General features: G+C 74.1%; 22 protein-coding genes. 19 read left to right on the top strand and 3 right to left on the bottom strand.

Features of this window, described 5'->3' with window-relative positions; all coding sequences use genetic code 11:
* The first annotated feature begins 18 nt into the window (after positions 1–18).
* The 16 genes from carA to ACFHW0_RS21650 all read left to right on the top strand — a co-directional run bounded on the left by carA (position 19) and on the right by ACFHW0_RS21650 (position 19477).
* On the top strand, positions 19–1182 hold the full coding sequence (gene carA / locus ACFHW0_RS21725) for a glutamine-hydrolyzing carbamoyl-phosphate synthase small subunit (RefSeq protein WP_416610331.1): 1164 nt from the start codon (positions 19–21) through the stop codon (positions 1180–1182).
* Positions 1175–4546: a carbamoyl-phosphate synthase large subunit gene (carB, locus tag ACFHW0_RS21720; protein ID WP_416610329.1), complete on the top strand. Its 3372-nt coding sequence runs from the start codon at positions 1175–1177 to the stop codon at positions 4544–4546. Before carA ends, carB begins: the two co-directional genes overlap by 8 nt.
* A gap of 19 nt (positions 4547–4565) precedes the next feature.
* A complete protein-coding gene (locus ACFHW0_RS21715; protein ID WP_416610327.1) occupies positions 4566–5591 on the top strand; it encodes a quinone-dependent dihydroorotate dehydrogenase in 1026 nt (341 codons plus the stop codon).
* Positions 5588–6862 carry an adenosylmethionine--8-amino-7-oxononanoate transaminase gene (locus ACFHW0_RS21710; protein ID WP_416610325.1) on the top strand — a complete coding sequence of 425 codons (1275 nt, stop codon included), beginning with the start codon at positions 5588–5590 and terminating at the stop codon, positions 6860–6862. Before ACFHW0_RS21715 ends, ACFHW0_RS21710 begins: the two co-directional genes overlap by 4 nt.
* 108 nt (positions 6863–6970) lie before the next feature.
* Positions 6971–7810, top strand: coding sequence for an orotidine-5'-phosphate decarboxylase (gene pyrF / locus ACFHW0_RS21705; protein WP_416610323.1), 840 nt, complete (start codon positions 6971–6973; stop codon positions 7808–7810).
* 175 nt (positions 7811–7985) lie between these two features.
* Positions 7986–8303 (top strand): integration host factor, actinobacterial type, encoded by a 318-nt coding sequence (gene mihF, locus ACFHW0_RS21700; protein WP_007458370.1) that lies wholly within the window; start codon positions 7986–7988, stop codon positions 8301–8303.
* A gap of 25 nt (positions 8304–8328) precedes the next feature.
* On the top strand, positions 8329–8862 hold the full coding sequence (locus ACFHW0_RS21695; protein WP_416610322.1) for a guanylate kinase: 534 nt from the start codon (positions 8329–8331) through the stop codon (positions 8860–8862).
* 46 nt (positions 8863–8908) lie between these two features.
* On the top strand, positions 8909–9172 hold the full coding sequence (rpoZ, locus tag ACFHW0_RS21690) for a DNA-directed RNA polymerase subunit omega (protein WP_007075826.1): 264 nt from the start codon (positions 8909–8911) through the stop codon (positions 9170–9172).
* A 14-nt stretch (positions 9173–9186) separates the two neighbouring features.
* Entirely contained in the window at positions 9187–10395 is a 1209-nt protein-coding gene (coaBC, locus tag ACFHW0_RS21685) for a bifunctional phosphopantothenoylcysteine decarboxylase/phosphopantothenate--cysteine ligase CoaBC (protein WP_416610320.1), read from the top strand.
* An 88-nt stretch (positions 10396–10483) separates the two neighbouring features.
* Positions 10484–11677 (top strand): methionine adenosyltransferase, encoded by a 1194-nt coding sequence (metK, locus tag ACFHW0_RS21680; RefSeq protein ID WP_091632919.1) that lies wholly within the window; start codon positions 10484–10486, stop codon positions 11675–11677.
* Positions 11674–13677 carry a primosomal protein N' gene (locus ACFHW0_RS21675; protein WP_416610426.1) on the top strand — a complete coding sequence of 668 codons (2004 nt, stop codon included), beginning with the start codon at positions 11674–11676 and terminating at the stop codon, positions 13675–13677. The genes metK and ACFHW0_RS21675 overlap by 4 nt, the downstream gene beginning before the upstream one ends.
* Positions 13678–13933: 256 nt before the next feature.
* The gene (locus tag ACFHW0_RS21670; protein ID WP_416610317.1) at positions 13934–14917 is read left to right on the top strand and encodes an AAA family ATPase; all 984 of its coding nucleotides are present in this window, start codon (positions 13934–13936) and stop codon (positions 14915–14917) included.
* A 144-nt stretch (positions 14918–15061) separates the two neighbouring features.
* On the top strand, positions 15062–16333 hold the full coding sequence (locus tag ACFHW0_RS21665) for a cytochrome P450 (protein WP_416610316.1): 1272 nt from the start codon (positions 15062–15064) through the stop codon (positions 16331–16333).
* Positions 16334–16375: 42 nt separating this feature from the next.
* On the top strand, positions 16376–16936 hold the full coding sequence (gene def, locus ACFHW0_RS21660; protein ID WP_121395221.1) for a peptide deformylase: 561 nt from the start codon (positions 16376–16378) through the stop codon (positions 16934–16936).
* A 4-nt stretch (positions 16937–16940) separates the two neighbouring features.
* A complete protein-coding gene (gene fmt, locus ACFHW0_RS21655; protein ID WP_416610313.1) occupies positions 16941–17867 on the top strand; it encodes a methionyl-tRNA formyltransferase in 927 nt (308 codons plus the stop codon).
* Positions 17864–19477, top strand: a complete 1614-nt coding sequence (locus tag ACFHW0_RS21650) for a transcription antitermination factor NusB (protein WP_416610311.1) — start codon at positions 17864–17866, stop codon at positions 19475–19477. Before fmt ends, ACFHW0_RS21650 begins: the two co-directional genes overlap by 4 nt.
* Before the next feature lie 119 nt (positions 19478–19596).
* Here the strand turns inward: ACFHW0_RS21650 and ACFHW0_RS21645 are convergent, their stop codons facing one another.
* On the bottom strand, positions 19597–20319 hold the full coding sequence (locus ACFHW0_RS21645) for a VOC family protein (protein WP_416610309.1): 723 nt from the start codon (positions 20317–20319) through the stop codon (positions 19597–19599).
* Positions 20320–20490: 171 nt separating this feature from the next.
* On the opposite strand from ACFHW0_RS21645, the gene ACFHW0_RS21640 reads away from it, so the two are divergent.
* The gene (locus ACFHW0_RS21640) at positions 20491–22233 is read left to right on the top strand and encodes a M28 family peptidase (RefSeq protein WP_416610307.1); all 1743 of its coding nucleotides are present in this window, start codon (positions 20491–20493) and stop codon (positions 22231–22233) included.
* Positions 22234–22279: 46 nt separating this feature from the next.
* Here ACFHW0_RS21640 and ACFHW0_RS21635 read toward each other — a convergent pair whose 3' ends face one another.
* Entirely contained in the window at positions 22280–23170 is an 891-nt protein-coding gene (locus ACFHW0_RS21635; RefSeq protein WP_416610305.1) for a septum formation family protein, read from the bottom strand.
* A gap of 110 nt (positions 23171–23280) precedes the next feature.
* On the bottom strand, positions 23281–24168 hold the full coding sequence (locus ACFHW0_RS21630) for a septum formation family protein (protein WP_416610304.1): 888 nt from the start codon (positions 24166–24168) through the stop codon (positions 23281–23283).
* A 247-nt stretch (positions 24169–24415) separates the two neighbouring features.
* On the opposite strand from ACFHW0_RS21630, the gene rpe reads away from it, so the two are divergent.
* Both rpe and ACFHW0_RS21620 read left to right on the top strand, forming a co-directional pair.
* Positions 24416–25096 carry a ribulose-phosphate 3-epimerase gene (rpe, locus tag ACFHW0_RS21625; protein WP_121395207.1) on the top strand — a complete coding sequence of 227 codons (681 nt, stop codon included), beginning with the start codon at positions 24416–24418 and terminating at the stop codon, positions 25094–25096.
* A gap of 1 nt (position 25097) precedes the next feature.
* A complete protein-coding gene (locus ACFHW0_RS21620; RefSeq protein WP_121395205.1) occupies positions 25098–26054 on the top strand; it encodes a response regulator in 957 nt (318 codons plus the stop codon).
* The last annotated feature ends 251 nt before the right edge of the window (positions 26055–26305 follow it).

Genomic DNA, 26305 nt, shown 5'->3' with positions numbered 1-26305 from the left:
GACCGAAGGAGACGCAGCATGACCCGCAGACAACCGGCGATCCTCGTCCTGGAGGACGGGCGGACGTTCCACGGCGAGGCGTACGGCAGCGTCGGGGAGACCTTCGGCGAGGCGGTCTTCAACACCGGCATGACCGGCTACCAGGAGACGCTGACCGACCCGTCCTACCACCGTCAGGTGGTGGTGCAGACCGCCCCGCACATCGGCAATACCGGCGTCAACGGTGAGGACGACGAGTCGGGCCGGATCTGGGTCGCGGGCTACGTGGTCCGCGACCCGGCCCGCATCGGCTCCAACTGGCGGGCCACCGGCGGGCTGGAGGAGCGGCTGGCCGCCGAGGGCGTCGTCGGCATCAGCGGCGTCGACACCCGGGCGCTGACCCGGCACCTGCGCGAGCGCGGCGCGATGCGGGTCGGCATCTCCAGCGTCGAGACCGACCCCCGGGCGCTGCTGGCCCGGGTGCGGCAGGCCCCGGAGATGGTCGGCGCGGACCTCTCCGCCGAGGTCACCACGGCCGAGCCGTACGTGGTGGCGGCCTCCGGCGAGCACCGGTTCACGGTCGCCGCGCTGGACCTGGGCATCAAGCGCAACGTCCCGCGCCGGCTCGCGGCCCGCGGGGTCACCACCCACGTGCTCCCGGCCGGCTCCACCATCGACGACCTGCTCGCCACCGGCGCGGACGCGGTCTTCTTCTCGCCCGGCCCGGGCGACCCGGCCACCGCCGACGGGCCGGTGGCCCTGGCGCGGGAGGTGCTGCGCCGCAGGGTGCCGCTGTTCGGCATCTGCTTCGGCAGTCAGATCCTCGGCCGGGCGCTGGGCTTCGGCACCTACAAGCTCGGCTACGGCCACCGGGGGATCAACCAGCCGGTGCTCGACCGGGTCACCGGCAAGGTCGAGGTGACCAGCCACAACCACGGGTTCGCGGTCGAGGTCCCCGGCGCGGGCCACGGCGCGGTCGTACCCGACCAGGTGATCGAGACCGAGTTCGGTGGTGTCCAGGTCAGTCACGTCTGCCTCAATGACAACGTGGTCGAGGGGCTGCGGGCGAAGGACGTGCCCGCCTTCACCGTTCAGTACCACCCGGAGGCGGCGGCCGGTCCGCACGACGCGGACTACCTCTTCGACCGCTTCGCCGAGCTCATCGAGGGCCGGACCCAGAGCGAGGGGCGCACACATGCCTAAGCGGACCGATCTCAAGCACATCCTGGTGATCGGCTCCGGGCCGATCGTGATCGGGCAGGCCTGCGAGTTCGACTACTCCGGCACCCAGGCCTGCCGGGTGCTGCGCAGCGAGGGGATCCGGGTCAGCCTGGTCAACTCGAACCCGGCGACGATCATGACGGACCCCGAGTTCGCCGACGCCACGTACGTCGAGCCGATCACCCCGGAGTTCGTCGAGCTGGTGATCGCCAAGGAGCGTCCCGACGCGATCCTGCCCACCCTCGGCGGGCAGACCGCGCTGAACACGGCCGTCGCCCTGCACGAGGCGGGCGTGCTGGAGAAGTACGGCGTGGAGCTGATCGGCGCCAACATCGAGGCGATCAACCGCGGCGAGGACCGGCAGCTGTTCAAGGACATCGTCGCCAAGGCCGGCGTACGCCTGGGCGTCGACGACCCGGCGGGCCTGGTGCCCCGCTCCCGGGTCTGCCACTCGATGGCCGAGGTCGAGGCCACGGTCGCCGAGCTGGGCCTGCCGGTGGTGATCCGGCCGTCGTTCACCATGGGCGGCCTCGGCTCCGGCATGGCGCACACCCCGGAGGACCTGGCCCGCATCGCCGGTGACGGGCTGGCCGCCAGCCCGGTGCACGAGGTGCTCATCGAGGAGAGCGTGCTCGGCTGGAAGGAGTACGAGCTCGAACTGATGCGCGACCGGCACGACAACGTCGTGGTGGTCTGCTCGATCGAGAACGTCGACCCGATGGGCGTGCACACCGGCGACAGCGTCACCGTCGCCCCGGCCATGACGCTCACCGACCGCGAGTACCAGCGGCTGCGCGACCTGGGCATCGCGGTGCTGCGCGAGGTCGGGGTGGACACCGGCGGCTGCAACATCCAGTTCGCCGTCAACCCGGCCGACGGCCGGATCGTGGTGATCGAGATGAACCCCCGGGTGTCCCGGTCGTCGGCGCTGGCCTCCAAGGCCACCGGCTTCCCGATCGCGAAGATCGCCGCGAAGCTGGCCATCGGCTACACCCTCGACGAGATCCCCAACGACATCACCCTGAAGACCCCGGCGGCGTTCGAGCCGACCCTGGACTACGTGGTGGTGAAGATCCCCCGGTTCGCGTTCGAGAAGTTCCCGGGCGCCGACCCGGAGCTGACCACCACCATGAAGTCGGTCGGCGAGGCGATGAGCCTGGGCCGCAACTTCAGCGAGGCGCTGAACAAGGCGATGCGGTCGCTGGAGACGAAGGCGGGCGGCTTCTGGACGCTGCCCGACCCGGCCGGCGCCACGAAGGAGAACACCCTCGACGCGCTGCGGATGCCGCACGACGGCCGGCTCTACACCGTCGAGCGGGCGCTGCGCCTCGGCGCGTCGATCGCCGAGGTGACCGCCGCGTCCGGCGGGATCGATCCCTGGTTCCTGGACCAGATCGCCGCCCTCGTCGAGCTGCGCGCCGAGATCGTCAACGCCCCGGTGCTCGACGCCGAGCTGCTGCGCCGGGCCAAGCGGGCCGGCCTGTCGGACCGGCAGCTGGCCGCGCTGCGCCCGGAGCTGGCCGCCGAGGACGGCGTACGGACGCTGCGGCACCGCCTCGACGTGCGGCCGGTCTACAAGACGGTGGACACCTGCGCCGCCGAGTTCGAGGCGACCACGCCCTACCACTACTCGACGTACGACCAGGAGACGGAGGTCGTGCCGTCGGCCCGGCCGAAGGTGATGATCCTGGGTTCCGGGCCGAACCGGATCGGTCAGGGCATCGAGTTCGACTACTCGTGCGTGCACGCGGTACAGGCGCTGCGAAGCGCGCCCCTGGGCGGGGCGGTGGGCTCCGGCTACGAGACCGTGATGGTCAACTGCAACCCGGAGACCGTCTCCACCGACTACGACACCGCCGACCGGCTCTACTTCGAGCCGCTCACCTTCGAGGACGTGCTGGAGGTCTGGCACGCCGAGGACTCCTCCGGCCGGGCGGCCGGCGGGCCGGGCGTGGTCGGGGTGATCGTCCAGCTCGGCGGGCAGACCCCGCTGGGCCTGGCGCAGCGGCTGAAGGACGCGGGCGTGCCGGTCGTCGGCACCTCCCCGGAGTCGATCCACCTGGCCGAGGAGCGGGGCGCGTTCGGTGCGGTGCTGGCCCGGGCCGGGCTGCGTGCGCCGGCGCACGGCATGGCCACCTCGTACGACGAGGCGAAGGCGATCGCCGACGAGATCGGCTACCCGGTGCTGGTCCGGCCGTCGTACGTGCTGGGCGGGCGGGGCATGGAGATCGTCTACGACGACGCCACGCTGCGTGACTACATCGGGCGGGCCACCGAGATCTCGCCGGACCACCCGGTGCTGGTGGACCGCTTCCTCGACGACGCCATCGAGATCGACGTGGACGCGCTCTGCGACGCCGACGGCGAGGTCTACCTCGGCGGGGTGATGGAGCACATCGAGGAGGCCGGCATCCACTCCGGCGACTCGTCCTGCGCGCTGCCGCCGATCACCCTGGCGGGCTCGCACGTGGCCCAGGTGCGCCGCTACACCGAGGCGATCGCCCGGGGCGTGGGCGTGCGGGGCCTGCTCAACGTGCAGTACGCGCTGAAGGACGACATGCTCTACGTGCTGGAGGCGAACCCCCGCGCGTCCCGGACGGTGCCCTTCGTCTCCAAGGCGACGGCGGTGCCGCTGGCCAAGGCGGCGGCCCGGATCGCGCTGGGCGCCACCATCGCCGAGCTGCGTGCCGAGGGGCTGCTCCCGGCGACCGGGGACGGCGGCTCGCTGCCGGCCGGCGCCCCGATCGCGGTCAAGGAGGCGGTGCTGCCGTTCAAGCGGTTCCGCACCCCCACCGGCAAGGGCGTGGACTCGCTGCTCGGCCCGGAGATGAAGTCCACGGGCGAGGTGATGGGCATCGACACCGCCTTCGGGCACGCCTTCGCCAAGTCGCAGTCGGCCGCGTACGGCTCGCTGCCGACCGCCGGGAAGATCTTCGTCTCGGTCGCCAACCGGGACAAGCGCGGCATGATCTTCCCGATCAAGCGCCTGGCCGACCTGGGGTTCGAGATCGTCGCCACCACCGGCACGGCGGAGGTGCTGCGCCGGCACGGCATCGCCTGCGAGCAGATCCGCAAGCACTACGAGTCCGGCGGGGGCGAGGACGCGGTGTCGCTGATCCTCGGCGGCGACGTGGCGCTGGTGATCAACACTCCCCAGGGCTCGGGCGCGAGCGCCCGCTCGGACGGCTACGAGATCCGCAGCGCCGCCGTCACGGCGGACATCCCGTGCATCACCACGGTGCCGGGCGCGGCGGCGGCGGTGATGGGCATCGAGGCGCGGATCCGGGGCGACATGCAGGTCCGTCCGCTCCAGGAGTTGCACGCCGCCCTGCGGGCCGCCGAGTGACCGCCCCGGCGAGCGCGCGGTGATGTTCGAGCGGATCGTGCGGCCCGGGCTGTTCCGGATCGGCGGCGGGGACGCCGAGGCCGCGCACGAGTGGACACTGCGCCGGCTGGCGGAGCTGTCCGGGCGGCCGGCGGCGCTGTCCGTGCTGCGGGCCCGCTACGCCGTCCGCGCGCCGCGCACGGTGTTCGGCGTCGAGTTCCCCAACCCGGTCGGGCTCGCCGCCGGGATGGACAAGGACGGCGTGGCGCTGCCGGCCTGGCCGGCGCTGGGCTTCGGCTTCGTCGAGGTCGGCACGGTCACGGCGCACCCGCAGCCGGGCAACCCCCGGCCGCGGCTGTTCCGGCTGCGCGACAGCGAGGCCGTGGTGAACCGGATGGGCTTCAACAACGCCGGCGCCGAGGCCCTCGCGGCCCGGCTCGCGGCGCTGCCCCGCCCGATCGGGGTGCCGCTGGGCATCTCGCTGGGCAAGTCCAAGGTGACCCCGCTGGACGAGGCGGTGGAGGACTACCTGGCCTCGTACCGCGCGCTGCGCGACCACGGGGACTACTTCGCGGTCAACGTCTCCTCGCCGAACACCCCGGGGCTGCGCTCCCTGCAGGACCGGGCGCACCTGGACGCCATCCTGGCGGCGCTGATGGGGGAGAAGCCGGTGCTGGTGAAGATCGCCCCGGACCTCACCGAGCCGGCGATCGCCGAGCTGCTGGAGGTCTGCCTGGCCCGGGGGGCCGCCGGGGTGATCGCCACGAACACCACGCTGGCCCGCGACGGCCTCGCCCCGGCCGACCGGGCGCGCGGCGCGGAGACCGGCGGGCTGTCGGGTCGCCCGCTCGCCGACCGCGCCCGCGAGGTGGTCGCCTTCGTGCACCGGGAGGCCGGTGGCCGGCTGCCGGTGATCGGCGTCGGGGGCGTCGTCGACCCGGATGCGGCGGCCCGGATGTTCGACGCCGGCGCCGTCCTGGTGCAGCTCTACACCGGCTTCATCTACCGCGGTCCGGCCCTGGTCCGGGCCGCCGCCCGCGCCACGGCCACGGGGACGGGCGGGTGACCCCCGAGGAGATCCTGGCCGCCGACCGGGTGCACGTGTGGCATCCGTACGCGGCGCTGCCGCCGGCGAGCGCGCCCTACGTGGTGGAGGGCGCGGCGGGCGTACGGCTGCGGCTGGCCGACGGCCGGGAGCTGGTCGACGGGATGTCGTCGTGGTGGGCGGCGATCCACGGCTACCGGCACCCGGTGCTCGACGCGGCGGTGACCGACCAGCTCGGGCGGATGAGCCACGTGATGTTCGGCGGGCTCACCCACGCCCCGGCGGTCCGCCTGGCGGCCTCCCTGGTCGAGCTGGCCCCGGACGGGCTGGAGCACGTATTCCTGGCCGACTCCGGCTCGGTCGGCGTCGAGGTCGCGATCAAGATGTGCCTGCAGTACCAGCGGGCCACCGGCCGGCCGGAGCGCCGCCGGCTGGGCACCTGGCGGGGCGGCTACCACGGCGACACGTTCCACCCGATGAGCGTCTGCGACCCGGAGGGCGGCATGCACCACCTCTGGGGCGACGTGCTGCCCCGGCAGGTCTTCGCGCCCGTGCCGCCCGGCGGCTTCGACAGCCCGCCCGAGCCGGCCTACGAGGCGGCCCTGGTCGAGGCGGTCGAGCGGCACGCCCACGAGCTGGCCGCGGTCGTCGTGGAGCCGGTGGTCCAGGGCGCCGGCGGGATGCGCTTCCACCACCCGCACTACCTGCGGGTGCTGCGCGAGGTGACCCGGGCGCACGGGGTGCTGCTGATCTTCGACGAGATCGCCACCGGCTTCGGCCGCACGGGCACGATGTTCGCCGCCGAGCACGCCGGGGTGGCGCCCGACGTGATGTGCGTGGGCAAGGCGCTCACCGGCGGGTACCTGACGCTGGCCGCGACGCTCTGCACCGCGGAGGTCGCCCGGGGCATCTCCGCCGGCGGGGTGCTGGCGCACGGCCCGACCTTCATGGGCAACCCGCTGGCCTGTGCGGTCGCCAACGCCTCCCTCGGCCTGCTGCGGGCCGAGGACTGGGCGGGGCAGGTGGCACGGGTGCAGGCGGGCCTGCGGGCCGGCCTGGAGCCGTTGCGCGGCGCGCCGGGGGTGGCCGACGTGCGGGTGCTCGGCGCGATCGGCGTGGTCCAGCTGGGCCATGAGGTGGACCTGCCCGCCGCCACCGCCGCGGCGGTCGCCGAGGGGGTCTGGCTGCGGCCGTTCCGCGACCTGGTCTACACCATGCCGCCGTACGTCACCGACGACGCCGACGTGGCCCGGATCGCCGCCGGGGTCGCCGCCGCGGTGCGGGCCGGCTGAGCCGCCGGTCACGGTCCGGCGGGAGTACGCGGACGGCGCGCGCCGCCCGCGACAGGAGCGTGCCCCGGCGGCGGACGCCCCGGGTGCCGAGGAGAGGGAGAGAACCGGATGGAGAGCTTCGGCGCCCGCCTGCACCGGGCCGTCACCGAGCGGGGTCCGCTCTGCGTCGGCATCGACCCGCACCCGGGGCTGCTGGCCCGCTGGGGGCTCGACGACGATGTCCGGGGGCTTGACCGGTTCGCCCGGACGGTCACGGAAGCCCTCGGTGACCGGGTCGCGGTGATCAAGCCGCAGTCGGCCTTTTTCGAGCGGTTCGGCTCGAAAGGTATCGCGATTCTTGAGTCAACTATCCGACAGTTGCGCGAAGCCGGCTCGCTCGTTCTGCTGGACGTCAAGCGCGGCGACATCGGCTCGACCGTCGCCGCGTACGCCTCGGCGTACCTCGACCCATCCAGCCCGGTCCATGCGGACGCGGTGACCGCGAGCCCGTACCTCGGTGTCGGCGCGCTCGCGCCGATGTTCGAACTGGCCGCCGAGCACGGCGGCGGGGTCTTCGTGCTGGCGCTCACCTCCAACCCCGAGGGCGCCGCCGTGCAGCGCGCGCGCACCGCCGACGGACGCACCGTCGCGCAGGCCGTCATCGACGAGATTTCCCAGCTCAACGCGGGTGCGCAGCCGCTCGGCAGCGTCGGGCTGGTGGTCGGCGCGACCATCGGTGACACCGGTCACGACCTCTCCGCCGTGAACGGTCCGCTGCTCGCCCCGGGCCTCGGGGCGCAGGGCGCCACCGCGGCCGATCTGCGCGTCGTCTTCGGCTCCGCCCTGCCCGCCGTGCTGCCCTCGTACTCCCGGGAGGTGCTGGGTGCGGGCCCGGATCCGGATGCGCTGCGGGCCGCCGCCGACCGCGCCCTGACCGGCTGCCGGGCCGCCCTCGCCGCTGGTGACTGACTGACGGCTCGGTCACCTTTGTAAAGATCATCGCGCGTCCACGTTGCCGAATGCGCCGTCGACCGCTAGTTTTCCCCGCGCTGGGAACCACGGACCCCTTGGTTCACAGCGACACCACGTTTCACAGATGCGGCGGTGCGTCCCGCCCGTCGCGATAGGGACCTGAGGAGAACTGGTGCCGCTCCCGTCACTGACCCCCGAACAGCGCGCTGCCGCGCTGGAGAAGGCCGCGGAGATCCGCAAGGCCCGTGCTGAGCTGAAGGAGCAGCTCAAGCAGGGCAAGACCACCCTCGGAGCCGTCCTCGAGCGTGCCGAGTCCGACGACGTCGTCGGCAAGCTCAAGGTCTCCGCCGTGCTGCAGGCGATGCCGGGTATCGGCAAGATCCGGGCCACCCAGATCATGGAGAAGCTCAAGATCGCCGACAGCCGTCGCCTGCGTGGCCTCGGCGAGCAGCAGCGCAAGGCACTGCTTGGAGAGTTCGCCGCCAACTGAGCCTGGCTGCGTGTAGAAACAAGCAGTGAGCACGGATGACGAGGCGCGCCCGGCGGCTCGGCTCACTGTCCTGACGGGGCCTTCGGGCTCCGGCACGGAGAGTGTCGTCGAGCGCGTCCGGGCGCGTTCTCCGTCCGTGTGGATCCCGGTGCCGGCCACCACGCGATCTCGCCGGGAGGGCGAGCTGGACGGCGTCGACCGGCTCTTCCTGACCCCCGCCGAGTTCGACCGGATGGTCGCCGCCGGGGAGCTGCTGGAGTGGAGCCGGGCCGGGCCCCACCGGCGGGGCACCCCCCTCGGACCGTTGCGCTCCCGGCTCGCCGCCGGTCAGCCGGTGCTGATCGGCCTCGACCTGGCGGGCGCGCTGCTGGTCCGGGCGGTGCTGCCCGACGCCCGGCTGGTGCTGCTGCACCCGCCGGGGAACCTCCCCCCGCAGGCCACACCGGCCGCGTTCGCACACACCCTCGCGCACGACCTCACCGGGCGGGTCGTCGACGAGCTGGTAGGCTTGTCCGGTTCTTCTTTCCTGGCTCCGGCGCCACCGCACACGCGCGGTTGACCGCCAGCACCGCCACGCGCGGTGCGATAGACGCAGAGGTTAATTCGTGGGATCCATCGCAAACCCCGAAGGCATCACCAACCCGCCGATCGACGAGCTCCTCGAGAAGACGACCTCGAAGTACGCGCTGGTGATCTTCGCCGCCAAGCGCGCACGCCAGGTCAACGCCTACTACAGCCAGCTCGGTGAGGGTCTGCTGGAATACGTCGGCCCGCTGGTCGAGACCACGCCGCAGGAGAAGCCCCTCTCCATCGCCATGCGCGAGATCAACGCGGGCCTGCTCACCGCCGAGCCGACCGACCAGCCGTAATCCGCCCCGCGTCGATGTCCCCCCGGATCGTCCTCGGGGTAGGCGGCGGCATCGCCGCCTACAAGGCGTGCGAGCTGCTGCGGCTCTTCACCGAGTCGGGCCACCAGGTCCGGGTCGTGCCGACCGCGTCGGCGTTGCGCTTCGTCGGGGCCCCGACCTGGGCCGCGCTCTCCGGCCAGCCCGTCGCCGACGACGTCTGGTCGGACGTGCACGAGGTGCCGCACGTCCGGCTCGGTCAGCAGGCCGACCTGGTGGTGGTCGCGCCGGCCACCGCCGACCTGCTGGCCAAGGCCGCCCACGGCCTCGCCGACGACCTGCTCACCAACACGTTGCTGACCGCCCGCTGCCCGGTCGTGCTGGCCCCGGCCATGCACACCGAGATGTGGGAGCACCCGGCCACCGTCGCCAACGTCGCGACGCTGCGCTCCCGGGGCGTGCGCGTCGTCGAGCCCGCCGTCGGCCGGCTCACCGGCGCCGACACCGGCAAGGGCCGGTTGCCCGACCCGGCGGAGATCTTCGCGGTCGCCCGCCGGGCCCTCGCCCGGGGCGTCGGGGCACCCGCCGACCTGACCGGGCGGCACGTGGTGGTGACCGCCGGTGGCACCCGCGAGCCCCTCGACCCGGTCCGCTTCCTGGGCAACCGCTCGTCGGGCAAGCAGGGCTACGCCTTCGCCCGCTGCGCGGTGGCCCGGGGCGCCCGCGTCACGCTGATCTCGGCAAACGTCTCGCTGCCCGACCCCGCCGGCGTCGACCTGGTCCGGGTCGGCACCACGGGCGAGCTGCGCGACGCCACGCTGGCCGCGGCGGCCGAGGCCGACGCGGTGGTGATGGCGGCGGCTCCGGCCGATTTCCGTCCCGCGACCTACGCGCCTGGCAAAATCAAGAAGTCGGACGACGGCAGTGCGCCCACCATCGAGCTCGTCACCAACCCGGACATCGCGGCCGAGCTGGGCCGGCGCCGTCGCCCGGAGCAGGTGCTGGTGGTGTTCGCCGCGGAGACGGGCGACGCCGAGGCCAACGGCCGGGCCAAGCTCGCCCGCAAGCGGGCGGATCTCGTCGTGATCAACGAGGTCGGGCCCGACAAGGTCTTCGGCGCCGAGACCAACGCGGCGACGGTCATCGGCGCGGACGGTTCGGTCAGCCGGATGCCCGAGCGGTCCAAGGAGGACCTCGCCGACGGCGTCTGGGATCTCGTGGTGGCCCGATTGCCCGGCCGTTCCTGACGGCTGGAACCGGGCACGACCGAAGAGGCCAGGCGCTGACGCGGATGACTACACTGCCGCGGAACGACTTCCACAATTTAGGAGTGCCGTGACACGCCGCCTCTTCACTTCCGAATCGGTCACGGAAGGCCACCCGGACAAGATCGCTGACCAGATCAGCGACGGCATCCTCGACGCCCTGCTCGCCGAGGACCCACGCAGCCGCGTCGCCGTGGAGACCCTGATCACCACCGGTCAGGTGCACATCGCGGGCGAGGTGACCACCAAGGCGTACGCCGACATCCCGACCATCGTCCGCCGGACCATCCTCGACATCGGCTACGACTCGTCGAAGAAGGGCTTCGACGGCGCCTCCTGCGGCGTGAGCGTCTCCATCGGCGCCCAATCCGAGGACATCGCGCAGGGCGTCGACAACGCCTTCGAGCTGCGTACCGGGGCGTCGGAGAGTGCGCTGGACGCGCAGGGCGCCGGCGACCAGGGCATGATGTTCGGCTTCGCCTGCTCCGAGACGCCGGAGCTGATGCCGCTGCCGATCGCCCTGGCGCACCGGCTGGCCCGGCGGCTCTCCCAGGTCCGCAAGGACGGCACGATCCCGTACCTGCGCCCCGACGGCAAGACCCAGGTCACGATCGAGTACGAGGGGCTGCGCCCCGTCCGGCTCAACACGGTGGTCGTCTCCAGCCAGCACGCCGCGGACATCTCGCTGGACTCGCTGCTCACCCCCGACGTGCGCGAGCACGTCATCGCCCCGGAGCTGGAGAGCCTCGGGCTAGACACCGAGGGCTACCGGCTGCTGGTCAACCCGACCGGCCGGTTCGAGATCGGCGGGCCGATGGGCGACGCCGGCCTCACCGGCCGCAAGATCATCGTCGACACCTACGGCGGCTACGCCCGGCACGGCGGTGGCGCGTTCTCCGGCAAGGACCCGTCGAAGGTGGACCGCTCGGCGGCGTACGCGACGCGTTGGGTGGCCAAGAACGTGGTCGCCGCCGGCCTGGCCGAGCGGTGCGAGGTCCAGGTCGCGTACGCGATCGGCAAGGCCCACCCGGTCAGCCTCTTCGTCGAGACGTTCGGCACCGAGACCGTGCCGGTCGCCTCGATCGAGAAGGCCGTCTCCGAGGTCTTCGACCTGCGCCCGGCCGCCATCATCCGGGACCTGAACCTGCTCCGCCCGATCTACCAGCAGACCGCCGCCTACGGCCACTTCGGCCGGGAGCTGCCGGACCTGACCTGGGAGAGCACCGACCGGGCCGCCGACCTCAAGTCGGCCGCGGGAGCCTGACCGGCACCAGGCGCAGCGACCGGCGACCCGCGGACGGGTCGCCGGTCGCTCGCGTCTGCGTCGACGTCCCCCTGGCCCACCTGGACCGCCCGTTCGACTACCTCGTTCCGGCCGAGTTGGACGCCGACGCCGTCCCCGGCGTACGCGTGAAGGTCCGCTTCGCGGGGCAGCTCGTCGACGGCTGGCTGCTGGAGCGGGCCGACGACTCGGGACACACCGGCCGGCTGGCGTACCTGGAGAAGGTCGTCTCGCCCGAGCCGGTGCTCGCGCCGGAGGTCGCCCGGCTGGCCCGGGCGGTCGCGGACCGCTACGCCGGCAGCCTCGCCGACGTGCTCCGCCTCGCCGTTCCGCCCCGGCACGCCCGGGTGGAGAAGGACGTCCGCGCCCGCGCCGCCGTCCCCGGCGTGGACTCCGCCGTTCCCGGCGTGGACTCCGCCGTTCCCGGCGTGGACCTCGACGCCTGGCGGGACTACCCGGCCGGGCCGGCCCTGCTGCGGGCGCTCGCCGACGGGCGGGCCCCGCGGGCGGTCTGGTCGGCGCTGCCGGGGGAGGACTGGCCCGCCCGGTACGCCGAGGCCGTCGCCGCCACCGTGGCCGGCGGCCGGGGCGCGGTGGTGGTCGTCGCCGACAACCGCGACCTGGACCGCCTCGACGCCGCCCTGCACGACGCCCTGGGCCCGGGGCGGCACGTCTGCCTCTCCGCCGCGCTCGGTCCCGCCCGGCGCTACCGGGCGTTCCTCGCCGCCCGGCGCGGCGACGTGGCGGTGGTGGTGGGCACCAGGGCCGCGATGTTCGCCCCGGTCGCCCGGCTCGGGCTGGTGGCGATCTGGGACGACGGCGACGACCTGCACGCCGAGCCCCGGGCCCCCTATCCGCACGCCCGCGAGGTGCTGCTCACCCGCGCCCAGCTCGGCGACGCCGCAGCGCTGGTGGGCGGGTACACCCGCACCGCGGAGGCGCAGCTGCTGGTGGAGACCGGGTGGGCCCGGGAGGTGGTGGCCGACCGGGCCACCGTCCGGGCCCGGATGCCGGCGATCGCGCCCACCGGCGACGACCCGCAGCTGGCCCGGGACCCCGGGGCGGCCACCGCCCGGCTGCCCAGCCTGGCCTGGACCACCGCCCGGGACTCGCTGCGGGCGGACCTGCCGGTGCTGGTCCAGGTGCCCCGCCGCGGCTACCTGCCCTCGGTGGCCTGCGCCGAGTGCCGCACCCCGGCCCGGTGCCCGCACTGCGCCGGCCCGCTCGCGCTGCCCTCTGCCGAGGGCACCCCGGCCTGCCGCTGGTGCGGGCGGGTCGCCGCCGCGTACGCCTGTCCGGAGTGCGGCGGGCGGCGGCTGCGCGCCTCCGTCACCGGCGCCCGGCGCACCGCCGAGGAGCTGGGCCGGGCCTTTCCCGGCGTGCCGGTGCGCACCTCCGGGCGGGAGGAGGTGCTGGCCGCGGTCCCCGGCGGCGCCGGCCTGGTCATCGCCACCCCCGGGGCCGAGCCGGTCGCCGAGGGCGGCTTCGGGGCGGTGCTGCTGCTCGACTCGTGGGCCCTGCTCACCCGGGCCGACCTGCGGGCGGGGGAGGAGGCGCTGCGCCGCTGGCTGGCGGCCGCCGCGCTGGCCCGTCCCGCCTCCGCCGGCGGCCGGGTGGTGGTGGTCGCCGACGGGGCCCTCGCCCCCGTGCAGGCGCTGCTGCGTTGGGACGCCGGCTGGTTCGCCGCCCGGGAGTTGGCCGAACGGCGGGAGCTGGGCTTCCCGCCGGCGGTGCGGATGGCCAGCGTCACCGGCCTGCCGGCCGCGGTGGCCGACCTGCTGGCCGAGGCCCGGCTGCCGGCGGAGGCCGAGCTGCTCGGGCCGGTGCCGGCCGACGGGGAACGGGAGCGGATGCTGGTCCGGGTCCCCCGGGCCCGGGCCGGCGCGCTGGCCGGCGCGCTGCACTCGGCGGCGGGGGTGCGCACCGCCCGCAAGGCCGCCGAGCCGGTCCGCCTCCAGGTCGACCCGCTGGCCCTCTTCTGACCGGCGTCCCGGCCGGTCCGGCGCCGCTTCCACCGCCCGACCTGGCCCGTCGTCGCACGCCGTGTCCGGCGGTGTGTCGACACGCGGGTGATAGCATCGCCCGTCATGCCCGGGCGTACGACGGCTCCAGGTCGCGGCGCGGCGCCGGACGCGCCGAGCCGGGGTCGTCGCAGGATCGCGCGACGATGGCGGGAGCGCGTCGGTTCGGCGCGGTGTCGATGATTCCAAACAGCCGGTGATCAGGGGTGGACCAGTCGTGACCGTTCGTCAGTCGATCGTCTTCAATGGTGACCTCGGCAGCGGCAAGAGCACCGTCTCCGTGGTCATCGCCGAGCGGCTCGGCCTGCGCCGGGTCAGCGTCGGCGACCTCTACCGCCAGATGGCGCAGGAGCGGCAGATGACCGCGCTCCAGCTCAACCTGCACGCGGAGCTGGACCAGGCCGTCGACGGCTACGTCGACCAGCTCCAGCGGGACATCGCGGCCTCGGGCGAGCGGCTGGTCATGGACTCCCGGCTGGCCTGGCACTTCTTCACCGACGCGCTCAAGGTGCACATGATCACCGAGCCGGGCGAGGCGGCCCGCCGGGTGCTCGCCCGCCCCTCCGGCCCGGCCGAGAGCTACGCCTCGATGGAGGAGGCCAAGGCCAAGCTGCGCGAGCGCAGCGAGAGCGAGCGGGGCCGGTTCATCGTCCGCTACGGGGTGGACAAGGCCCGGCTGCGCAACTACGACCTGATCTGCGACACCACCCGCGCCTCGGCCTCCGAGGTCATCGAGCACATCATCGACGCGTACGAGGGCCGGCTGTGCGCGGACGTGCTGCGCGACGCGCCGCCGCTGCTGCTGCTCGACCCGGCCCGCGTCTACCCGACCGAGGACATCGCCCACCTGCGCGACCTGTGGGACTCGGAGTTCGTCGGCGAGGTGGCCGCCGCCGGCGACGAGGCGTTGGAGCCCCTGCGGATCGGCTACACCGGCGAGTACTTCTTCGTCGTCGACGGGCACCGCCGCCTCAGCGCCGCCCTGCAGAACGGCTTCCGCCTGGTGCCGGCCCAGCTCGTCGCCGAGGTGGACGAGCCGGTGGTCGGTGGGATGAGCGCGGTGGACTACTTCGCCGCCCAGGCCCGGCCCGGCCTGATCCACGACTGGGAGGCCGCCCACAAGATCGAGCTGCCGCTGCCCGAGCACGCCCTGCTCGGCGGCGACGCGGTCCTGGCCGGGGAGCCGGGCACCGGCGTCTGAGCCGGGCACGGCCCCGTGCCGCCCGGGCCAGGAAGCGTCGCCGCCGGTCCCCGTGGGCCGGTGCGCCACCCGCCCAACGGGGGCAGCCGGATGTCGCCGCCCGGGGCATGATGAGGTCTCTCGGCCACGGACGGGAGGCTGACCATGGACGCCGCCGATGCTGTCGCGCTGCTCATGTCGCCGGGAGGACGGATCGACCCCTACCCGACGTACGAGCGGCTGCGCGCCCTCGGGCCGGTGGTCCAGGCCGGTCCGGCGATGTACGCGGTCACCGGCTACGCCGAGGCTGACGAGCTGCTGCGTGACCCCCGGGTCGGGGTGCTCGACGACGCGCTGCGTGACCGGTTCATGCCGGGCTGGCGGGACAGCCCCGCCATCGCGTCGATCTCCCGGTCGATGCTGCGCACCGACCCGCCCGACCACAGCCGGATGCGCCGGCTGGCGGCGGGCGCCTTCACCCCCCGCCGGATCGCCGCCCTGCGGGACGTGGTGGCGGCTCAGGCCGAGGAACTGGCCGACGCCATGGCGGAGCGGGGCGCCGGCGGCGAGCCCGTCGACTTCCTGGCCGAGTTCGCGTACCCGCTGCCGGTCGGGGTGATCTGCGCGCTGCTCGGCGTGCCGGCGGCGGACCGGCCGCTGTTCCGGCGCTGGGCGGCGGACCTGACCGGGGTGCTGGAGCCGGTGATCACGCCGGACGAGCTGACCGTGGCCGACCGGGGCGCGAGCGAGCTGCGCGACTACTTCGCCGGGCTGGTCGCGGCCCGCCGGCGCAGGCCGGCCGACGACCTGACCACCGCGCTGGTGCAGGTGCACGACGCCGACGGTGAGCGGCTCTCCGGCGACGAGTTGCTGGCCAACCTGGTGGTGCTGCTGGTCGCCGGCTTCGAGACGACCACCAACCTGCTCGGCAACGGCCTGGCCGTGCTGCTGGCGCACCCGCGCGCGGCCGACGCGTTGCGCGGGCATCCGCAGCTCGCCCCGGCGTACGTCGAGGAACTGCTCCGCTACGACCCGCCGGTGCAGCTCACCACCCGGCTGAGCAGCGCGCCGGTCACCGTGGGCGGCGTCGAGGTGCCCGCCGACGGCTGGATCCTGCTGCTGCTCGCCGCGGCCAACCGGGATCCCCGGCGCTACCCCGAGCCGGAACGCTTCGACCCGTGGCGGGCGCAGAGCCACCCGCTGTCCTTCGGCGCCGGCCCGCACTACTGTCTCGGCGCCGGCCTGGCCCGGCTGGAGGCGCAGGTCGCCTTCCCGCTGCTGCTGCGCCGACTGCCCGGGCTCGCCCTGGCCGCCCCGCCGCGGCACCGGGCCCGACTGGTCCTGCGCGGCTACGAGAGTCTCCCCGTGACCATCGACACGCAACGGTCCGCCCCGCTTCGCGGCACGCCGGCCGGGGCGGCCGACGGCACTCCGTAGACTGGTACGGCACCAGTCCGCCCGCCGAAGGAGCCATGCCGAGTGACCGTCCAGCCCATCCGTCTGTTCGGGGATCCGGTGCTGCGCACGCCGGCCGATCCGGTGGTCGACTTCGACGTCGAGCTGCGCAAGCTCGTCGCCGACCTGACCGACACGATGCGTGAGCAGAACGGCGCCGGCCTCGCCGCGCCGCAGCTCGGTGTGGGCCTGCGGGTGTTCACCTTCGACGTCGACGACGTGGTCGGCCACCTGGTCAACCCGGTGCTGGAGTTTCCCGACGCCGAGGAGCAGGACGGTCCCGAGGGCTGCCTGTCCATCCCCGGCCTCTACTTCGACACCAAGCGCCGGCAGAACGTGATCGCCAAGGGCTTCAACGGCTACGGCGACCCGATGCAGATCGTCGGTACCGGTCTGATGGCGCGCTGCGTGCAGCACGAGACCGACCACCTCGACGGGGTGCTCTTCGTGGACCGGCTGGACCCGGCCGGGCGCAAGGAGGCGATGAAGGCGATCCGCCAGGCGGAGTGGTACGACCCGGCCACCCCGCCGACGGTCAAGCTCAACCCGCACGCCTCCGGCAGCCCCTTCGGCCTGGGTCGGTGAGCCGGTGCGCGTGATCTTCGCCGGTACGCCGGCCGTCGCCGTTCCCGCCCTGGCCGCCGTGGCGGCCTCCCGTCACGAACTCCTCGCCGTGGTCACCCGGCCGGACGCCCCCGCGGGGCGCGGTCGCGGGCTGTCCCGCTCCCCGGTGGGGGCGTGGGCCGACGAGCACGGGATCGAGGTGCTCACCCCCGCCCGGCCGCGTGAGCCGGAGTTCCAGGACCGGCTGCGCGAGCTGGCCCCCGACTGCGTCCCCGTGGTCGCCTACGGCGCGCTGGTGCCGCCGGCCGCCCTGGAGATTCCCCGCCACGGCTGGATCAACCTGCACTTCTCGCTGCTGCCCGCCTGGCGCGGGGCCGCGCCGGTGCAGCACGCCGTGCTGCACGGCGACGAGCTGACCGGGGCGAGCGTGTTCCAACTGGAGGAGGGGCTGGACACCGGTCCGGTCTACGGCACGCTGACCGACGAGATCCGTCCGACCGACACGTCCGGCGACCTGCTGGAGCGGCTGGCCCACTCCGGCGCCGGCCTGCTGGTGGCCGTCCTCGACGCGATCGACGACGGCACGGCCCGGGCCGAGCCGCAGCCCGCCGACGGGGTGTCGCTGGCACCGAAGCTGACCGTGGAGGACGCCCGGGTGCGCTGGTCCGATCCCGCCTTCGCGGTGGACCGGCGGATCCGGGCCTGCACCCCGGCGCCCGGCCCGTGGACGACGTTCCGGGGCGAGCGCGTCAAGCTGGGCCCGGTCACCCCGGTGCCCGACGGTCCGGAGTTGAAGCCGGGCGAGCTGCTGGTGGAGAAGTCCCGGGTGCTGGCCGGCACGGCCACCACCCCGGTGCGGCTCGGCGAGGTCCGGGCGGCGGGCAAGCGGGCGATGCCGGCGACCGACTGGGCGCGGGGCGTCCGGGTCGCCGCGGGGGAGGAAGTCGCGTGACGGGCACTTCGGAAGGGCCCTCGGGCGACCGTCTCTCCGGCGAACGGGGCGGTGAGCGCTCCGACGGCGAACGGCGCGGTGAGCGTTCCGGTGGTGAGCGCTCCGACAGCGGGCGTTTCGGCGGTGAGCGCTTCGGGCGCGAGCAGCGTCCCTCGGGCGGCCAGCGCGGCGAGCGGCCGGCGCGGGGCGGCCAGTGGGGTGCCCGGGCCGGCGGCGACCGCCGCGACGGCGGCCGGCGCCCCCCGGCCCGCCCGACGGTCGACCTGCCCCGCCAGGTGGCCTACGAGGCGGTCGCGGCGGTGCACCGGGACGACGCGTACGCCAACCTGGTGCTCCCGTCACTCCTGCGCGACGCGGGGCTGGTCGGCCGGGACGCCGCCTTCGCCACGGAACTGACCTACGGCACGCTGCGCCACCTCGGCACCCTCGACGCGATCCTCAGCGACGCCGCCGGGCGGGACGTGCAGCGCATCGACCCGCCGGTGCGTGACGCGCTGCGGATCGGGGCCTACCAGCTGCTGCACACGCGGGTGCCGGCGCACGCCGCGGTCTCCTCGACCGTCGACCTGGTCCGGGCGGTGGGCCCCGGCGCGACGGGCTTCGCCAACGCGGTGCTGCGCGAGGTCGCCGGCCGCGACGCCGACGCCTGGGTGACCAAGCTGGCCCCGTCGGCGGAGAGCGACCCCGTCGGGCACCTGGCCCTGGCGTACAGCCATCCGCAGTGGATCGTGCGGGCCTTCGCCGAGGCGCTCGGCGGCGACCTCGGCGAGACCACCCGGCTGCTCATCGAGGACAACGAGCGCCCGCCGGTGCACCTGTGCGCCCGGCCCGGGCTGGCCGATGCGGCGGAGCTGGCCGACGAGGCCGGGGGCGCACCGGGGGCCTTCTCCCCGTACGCGGTCTATCTCTCGGGTGGCGCGCCCGGCGACCTGCCGGCGCTCGCGCAGGGGCGTGCCCACGTGCAGGACGAGGGCTCCCAGCTGGTGGCCAACGCCCTGGCGGTGGCCCCGCTCGACGGCCCGGACGGGCGCTGGCTGGACCTGTGCGCGGGCCCGGGCGGCAAGTCCGGCCTGCTCGGCGCCCTGGCCGCCCAGCGGGACGCGCGGCTGACCGCGGTCGAGGTCTCCGAGCACCGGGCGCGGCTGGTCGAACAGGCCACCCGCGGCCTGCCGGTGACCGTGCTGCACACCGACGGCCGCACCGTCGGCGCGGACCCGAAGCTGCCGGAGGCGCACTTCGACCGGGTGCTCGTCGACGCGCCCTGCACGGGGCTGGGGTCGCTGCGCCGTCGCCCGGAGTCCCGCTGGCGGCGCCAGCCCTCGGACCTGCCGCCGCTGACCCGGTTGCAGCGCGAGCTGCTGGCCGCGGCGCTGCGCGCGACCCGTCCGGGCGGGCTGGTCGCCTACGTCACGTGCTCCCCGCACACCGTGGAGACGCACGTGACGGTGACCGAGGCGGCCCGCCGCTCCGGGGTGCCCGTCGACTTCGTCGACGCCCGGCCGCTGCTGCCGGCGGGCATGCCCGGTCTCGGCGACGGGCCGACCGTGCAGCTGTGGCCGCACCGGCACGGCACCGACGCGATGTTTCTCGCGATGCTTCGCCGCACCTGAGCGGGGCTCCCCACGGGCTCGTCCGGCCGCGACGCGGGGTTGACGGCCGTGGCCCGCTCACCGGGCGTGCCGCGGCCGTGGCCCGCGCACGGTGACCGTCGGGCCCTGAAGGGCACCCCTCACGCCTGGTCGAGGTCCCAGACGAAGCAGAAGGGCTTGCCGGCGGGATCGGCGTACACCCGCCAGTTGTCCCCCTCGCCGGGCAGGCGGGTGGCGCCGAGCGCGAGCGCCGCCGCCTCGGCCGCCGCCACGTCGTCGACCCGCACGTCGAGGTGGATCTGCTGCGGGTGGGCGGGGTCGGGCCAGCGCGGCGGCGAGTAGTCGGCCACCTGCTGGAACAGCACCGGTTGGGCGCCGTCCTCGCCGATCATCGCCATGCCGTCGCCCTCGTAGGTCACCGGCTTGCCGAGCAGCTCCGCGTAGAACACGCTGAGCGCCCTGGCGTCGGGGCAGTCCAGCATCACGCCCGCGAGCGTGGTGCGCGGGTCGTCGGCGTTGAGGCACAGGTCGAACGGGTGCCCGGCCGGGTCTGCCAGGGTGTGCCACCGCTCGTTGCGGCGCAGCAGCGTCGCGCCCAGTTCCTGCGCCCGGGCGGTGGCCACCGCCAGGTCGGGCACGCGCAGGTCGAGGTGGGCCTGCTGGGGGCGGGCGGGATCCGGCCACCTCGGTGCCACGTGGTCCGGCGCGAGCTGGGTCGCCACCCGCCAGCCGTCGTCGGTGGTCATCGTGATCCAGTCGTCCTCGGCGTAGATCTGCCGCCACCCGGCCAGCTCCTGGTAGAACCTCGCCAGGCCGGCGATGTCACGGGTGTCCAGCGCGACGGTCCACAAGGTGCCGATCATCGTCTCTCCCCCTCCGGCGGACGTCGACACATGATTGCCCACCGGTACGACACCACGCCCGTCGGTCCGTCGGCGGTACGCGGGCGCGGCGGGACGCGTCGCCCTTTCGTCTGCTTCCACGAGCGCGCTCCACGGTGGCATCATCAGGCGGCCACCTATCGAGGAGCGTCCATGAAACGAAGAATCCTGACCGCCGGCCTCGCGCTCGCCGTCGTCACCGGCGGCATGGCGGCGCCGACCGTCGCGCCGGCGTCGGCGGCCCCGGCCGCCGGCGTGCTCGCGCCCGCCGCGCAGGCCCTGGCCGCGCCGGACATCGCGATCGCCGACGTCCAGGCCCACCTGACGCAGTTCCAGAGCATCGCCACCCAGAACGGCGGCAACCGGCGGGCCGGGTCCGCCGGTTACACGGCCTCCGTCGCGTACGTCAAGACGAAGCTCCAGGCCGCCGGGTACACGGTGACCGAGCAGGTCTGCACCGACTGCACCTACCGGTCGAACAACCTGATCGCCGAGTGGCCCGGCGGCCCCGCCGACCAGGTCGTCATGTTCGGCGCGCACCTCGACGGCGTCTCCGCCGGCCCGGGCATCAACGACAACGCCACCGGCTCGGCCGCGCTGCTGGAGAACGCGCTGGTGCTGGCCCGGCAGAACCCAACGATGACCAAGCGGGTCCGGTTCGCCTGGTGGACCGACGAGGAGCAGGGCCTCAACGGCTCGGACTTCTACGTGCGTTCCCTCAGCGCCACCCAGCGGGGATACGTCAAGGGTTACTACAACTTCGACATGGTGGGCTCCACCAACGGCGGCTACTTCATCAACCGGATCACCTCCACCACCGCCGCCCCGCTGAAGGCGTACTGGGACTCGCTGAACATCCAGCCCGAGGAGAACGTCGAGGGCCAGGGACGCTCCGACGACTACTCGTTCCAGCAGGCCGGCATCCCGACCTCCGGGTACGCAGCCGGCGCCAGCGCCCGGAAGACCTCGGCGCAGGCCGCCAAGTGGGGCGGCACGTCCGGCTCGGCGTACGACCCGTGCTACCACCGGTCCTGCGACACCACCTCGAACGTCAGCGCCACGGTGCTCAACCGCAGCGCCGACGGGATCGCGTACGCCATCTGGCAGCTCGCCGTGGGCACGGGGACCAACGACTTCTCGGTCGCGGTGAGCCCGACGTCGGGTTCGGTGCAGCGGGGCGCGTCCACCACGGCGACGGTCGCCACGGCCACCACCGGCGGCACCGCCCAGACGGTCGGCCTGTCGGCGACCGGCGCCCCGGCGGGCGTCACCGTGTCCTTCAGCCCGTCGTCGGTCACCTCCGGCGGCTCCGCCACCATGACGGTCAGCGCGTCGGCCTCCGCCCCGGTGGGCACGTACACCCTCACCGTCACCGGCGCGGGCTCCGGCGGCGTCTCGCGCTCGGCCAGCTACACCCTGACCGTCGGCGGGAGCGGCGGCTGCGCCGGTGGGCAGCTCATCGGCAACGGTGGGTTCGAGACCGGCTCGTCGCCGTGGACCGCCTCGTCGGGTGTCATCACGAACGACACCCGCCAGCCGGCGCGGACGGGTTCGTACAAGGCGTGGCTGCTGGGGTACGGCTCGACGCGGACCGAGACGCTGTCGCAGTCGGTGACGATCCCGGCGGGCTGCGCGAGCTACACGCTGTCGTTCTGGCTGCACGTCGACACGGCGGAGACGACGACGAGCACCGCGTACGACCGGCTGGTGGTGCAGGTGGGGACGGCCACGCTGGCGACGTACTCGAACCTGAACGCGGCGGCGGGCTACACGCAGCGGTCGTTCAACGTGGCCGGGTACGCGGGACAGACGGTGACGCTCAAGTTCACCGGCACGGAGGACGCCTCGTTGCAGACCAGCTTCGTCATCGACGACGTGACGCTCCAGGCCAGCTAGGCGCGGCAGGGGTCGGGGCGGCCATCCGCGGTGGCCGCCCCGGGCCTCAGGTGACCGGCAGGCCCCTCGTGCCGGCGCCCTTCACCGACCTGGTGAGGTTGCGGTCGCTGACCCACAGGAAGCACTGCACGCCCCGGTTGCCGTTGCGCCACTCCCGCTCGAACGGGTGGTAGTAGATCGAGCCGGCCCGGTACTGCAGGTCGCCGTTGTCCGGCACCCTGGCGTACTTCGCGATGAGCGTCCGGCACGCCCGGTGCACCTTCCGGGTGTCCCGGCTGAAGTCGTCGTAGCTGGTGTCGGGGGCCTGCCACACGCCGACGAACTCGGCGCGGTGCTTGCTGGTGCAGGCCACCGGCACCATCTCCCGCACCTCGTCGGCCCGCGTCTTCGGGTTGAAGCAGCGGTGGGCGAGCGGGGCGGCGCCGCTCAGCGCGCCCTTCAGGCTGCCCGTGCGGGCCTTCGCGGCGGCCTCGTCGAGGCTGGTCTGCTCGCTCAGGTCGCAGCGGAACCAGCGGGCGCCCCCGCCCCAGGCCTGCGGCGACGGCAGCACCACGGTCAGCCCGAGCCGGCCGGCCCGCCAGTCGCCGCCGACCAGCTCGTTGACCTTGACGTCGCACTCGGCGCGGGCGGCGCGCATGCCGGCCGAGCCGGCCGGCGGGGGTGTGACCCGGTCGGCCCCCGCCCCGGTCAGCGTGCCGACGTGCACGGTCTCCGTGCGGTGCGACGCCGCGCAGTCGACGGGGTGGTACGCGGTGAGGTAGCCGACGTCCTGCACGCCGGCGTGGCAGACCCCGGCGGCGGGCACGAACGCCTGCGGCGCGGCGGGCGCCGGCCAGTCGTCGGTCAGGTCACGGTCGGTGCCGGCCGGGGTGCCGCAACCGGCGAGCGCCAGGGCCGCCACCGCGCCCACCGTGGCCGCCGTCCACCACCGTCGCATCCCGACCTCCCGCCGTTCGAGGGCCGCACCCGGCGGCGGCCAGCGCGGCGGTCCCGCCGGCGCGGAGGCGGCCGGACACGCCACGGTGCGGCAGCATACGGCACCCTCGCTCAGCTCGCGGGCAACCCTTGCGGGCCGGCGCCCCGCATGGAGCGGGTCAGCTTCCGGTCGTCGCTCCACAGGAAACACCGCACCCCCCGGTCGCCCTCCTGCCACTCCCGCTGCGACGGGGGATAGAAGATCGAGCCCGCCCGGTACGGCAGGTCGCTGTTGTTGGGCACCTCGGCGAAGGCGGCGATGAGCGCCATGCAGCGGGTGTGCGCCTGCCGGTGGGACCGGCCGAAATCGGCCCAGGTGATGTCCCGCTCCAGGTAGACGCCGACGAACTCGGCGCGGTGCGGTTCGGTGCACAGCACCGGTGCCATGTAGTTCAGGTTGTCGCCGATCAGCTTGGGGTCGAAGCAGCGGTGCAGCAGCGGGGAGTCGCCGATCATCGCGCCCCGCAGGCTGCCCGTGCGGTTCACCGGCCGGGTGTTGTCGATGCTGCCGGTCTCGCTCAGGTCGCAGCGGAACCAGCGGGCGCCCCCGCGCCACGCGGGGGCGGAGGGCAGCGCGACGGTGAGCGTGACGCGGGCGGCGTGCCAGTCGCCGCCGAGCACCTCGCGGGCGCGCTGGTCGCACTCGGCGCGGGCGGGACGCAGGGTCGCGGATCCCGGTTCGGGCCGGTCGCCGTCGGCGGCCGGGCCGGCGAACCTGCCCACGTGCACGGTCTCGGCCAGGTGGTTGCGGGAGCAGTCCACCGCCTCGTAGGTGCGGGCCTGCACGACGGCGGTGATCCGGGGCAGGCAGGCGTCCGTGGCCGGCACGAACAGCTGCGGCGCCCGCAGCGCCGGCCAGTCGTCGGTGAGGTCGCCGTCGGAGCCGCCCGGTCGTACGCAGCCGGACAGCAGGACCGTCAGCGTGCCGGCCAGCGCCAGCGCCGCGAGCCACCGTCGCATCGTCCGCCCTTCCCGGGAGCTGACGCGTCGACCGCCGCCGGGCCACCGCGCGGGCGTACGGCTCACGTCACCGTCCCTGATGGAGTCTTGCCGCGTTTCGGTCGTCCGGCCAGTCGCGGATGGCCCTTCGTCCGGTTTCGCCGACCCGGGAGGACCAATTCTGCACCACTGGTCACTGCCGGGTCACCGGGTGTCCCGGTGGTGGCGCGCTGCGGGTGGTCGTCGGCCGCGTTCGTACACTGGCCCCGTGACCGTACCGCCGCCGATCGTCGCGCCCAGCATCCTCGCCGCCGATTTCGCCCGCCTCGCCGAGGAGGTCCGTGCCGTCGAGAACGCCGCGGACTGGCTGCACGTGGATGTCATGGACAACCACTTCGTGCCCAACCTGACCATCGGGCTGCCCGTGGTGCAGAGCCTGCGGGCCGCCACCGAGCTGCCCTTCGACGTGCACCTGATGATCGAGGACCCGCGCCGGTGGGCGCCCGGGTACGCCGACGCCGGGGCGTACAACGTCACCTTCCACGCCGAGGCGTGCGACGACCCGGTGGCCCTGGCCAAGGACCTGCGCTCGGCGGGGGCCAAGGCCGGGCTGGCGATCGACCGGGACACCCCGATCGAGCCGTACCTGGAGCTGCTGCCGAGCTTCGACACGCTGCTGATCATGACCATCAAGGCCGGCTTCGGCGGGCAGCGGTTCATCCCGCAGCTGCTGGACAAGGTGCGTACGGCCCGTCGGCACGTCGACGCCGGCCACCTCGAACTGCGCATCGAGGTCGACGGCGGCATCGCCGCCGACACCATCGCCCAGGCTTCCGAGGCGGGTGCCGACGCGTTCGTCGCCGGCACCGCCGTCTACGGCGCCGACGACCCCGCCGAGGCCGTCCGGAAGCTGCGGGCACTCGCGGAGCGCGCCGCCCCCGGAGCCTGACGTGGAACCGGCCGGGGACCGTCCGGACGTCATCCTCGTCGTCGACGACGACGAGGACATCGCGCGTTTCGTCGCGTTCAACCTCCGGCTGCACGGCTTCGAGGTGATCCACGCCAGCGACGGGCAGGAGGCGCTCGAGGTGATCGAGCGCCAGCGCCCCGACCTGGCGGTGGTCGACCTGATGATGCCGCGCATCGACGGGTTGGAGCTGACCCGGCGGCTGCGCGCCGACCCGATGACCTCCGCCCTGCCGGTGATCATGCTGACCGCCAAGGGCATGACGGTGGACAAGGTGCACGGGCTCAGCGCCGGCGCCGACGACTACCTGGTCAAGCCCTTCGACACCGCCGAACTGGTCGCCCGGGTCAGCTCCACGCTGCGCCGCAACAAGGAGTTCCGCGAGGTCTCACCGCTGACCGGGCTGCCCGGCAACAGCCGGATCCGTCGGGAGATCTCCGACCGCGTCCGCAGCGGGGTCGACTACGCCGTCGGCTACATCGACATCGACCGGTTCAAGAGCGTCAACGACCGGTACGGCTTCGTCCGCGGCGACGACTTCATCTCGGCCCTGGCCCGCAGCCTGCACCGGGCGGTGGTCTCCGTCGGGCTGCCGCCGGCCTTCCTGGGGCACGTCGGCGGGGACGACTTCGTCATCGTCTGCGCCCCGGAGCAGGTCCGGCCGCTCACCTCCCGGGTCTCCGCCGACTTCGAGAAGGCCGCCGACTCGCTCTACGACCCGGTCGACGCCGCGCGCGGCTACGTGGAGCTGAAGGACCGCCGGGGCAACATCCGACGGGCCGCCCTGGTCACCCTCTCTATCGGCGTGTCCCTCTCCGACTCCGGCAAGCGGTTCACCGACCCGCTGGAGGCGATCGCGGTCGCCTCCGAGATGAAGACGGTGGCCAAGAGCCAACCCGGCTCGTACGTGGCGGTGGACCGCCGGCGCGGGGTTACCTGATTCGTGCGCTGTTGCTGTGAACTACCACGCCCGGGTGGCGCGACCCCCCGTCCGGCGTGTAACACTTCCCGTGTACCCACCACGCGCTGGCGGGACTCGGTGTAATTCCGAACCGGCGGTGATCCACGGTGTGACCGTGGTAAGCCCGCGACCCGGTCGGCCTCGTGCCGCCCGGTGGACCTGGTGAGAATCCGGGGCCGACGGTTGGGAGCGGGAAACCCCGCCCCAGACAGTCCGGATGGGAGACAGCG

Source organism: Micromonospora sp. LOL_025, assembly GCF_048060285.1.
In the GTDB taxonomy this organism is placed as follows: domain Bacteria; phylum Actinomycetota; class Actinomycetes; order Mycobacteriales; family Micromonosporaceae; genus Micromonospora.
The sequence above is the reverse complement of the archived record's forward strand: the minus strand, read 5'-3'. Positions and strand labels throughout refer to the sequence as shown.

Coding starts and splice junctions, on each gene's coding strand:
- ACFHW0_RS21640 (WP_416610307.1), top strand. CDS start 20,491: ATGAAACGAAGAATCCTGACCGCCGGCCTCGCGCTCGCCGTCGTCACC.
- ACFHW0_RS21635 (WP_416610305.1), bottom strand. CDS start 23,170: ATGCGACGGTGGTGGACGGCGGCCACGGTGGGCGCGGTGGCGGCCCTG.
- ACFHW0_RS21665 (WP_416610316.1), top strand. CDS start 15,062: ATGGACGCCGCCGATGCTGTCGCGCTGCTCATGTCGCCGGGAGGACGG.
- ACFHW0_RS21645 (WP_416610309.1), bottom strand. CDS start 20,319: ATGATCGGCACCTTGTGGACCGTCGCGCTGGACACCCGTGACATCGCC.
- carA (WP_416610331.1), top strand. CDS start 19: ATGACCCGCAGACAACCGGCGATCCTCGTCCTGGAGGACGGGCGGACG.
- carB (WP_416610329.1), top strand. CDS start 1,175: ATGCCTAAGCGGACCGATCTCAAGCACATCCTGGTGATCGGCTCCGGG.
- ACFHW0_RS21630 (WP_416610304.1), bottom strand. CDS start 24,168: ATGCGACGGTGGCTCGCGGCGCTGGCGCTGGCCGGCACGCTGACGGTC.
- coaBC (WP_416610320.1), top strand. CDS start 9,187: ATGTCCCCCCGGATCGTCCTCGGGGTAGGCGGCGGCATCGCCGCCTAC.
- pyrF (WP_416610323.1), top strand. CDS start 6,971: ATGGAGAGCTTCGGCGCCCGCCTGCACCGGGCCGTCACCGAGCGGGGT.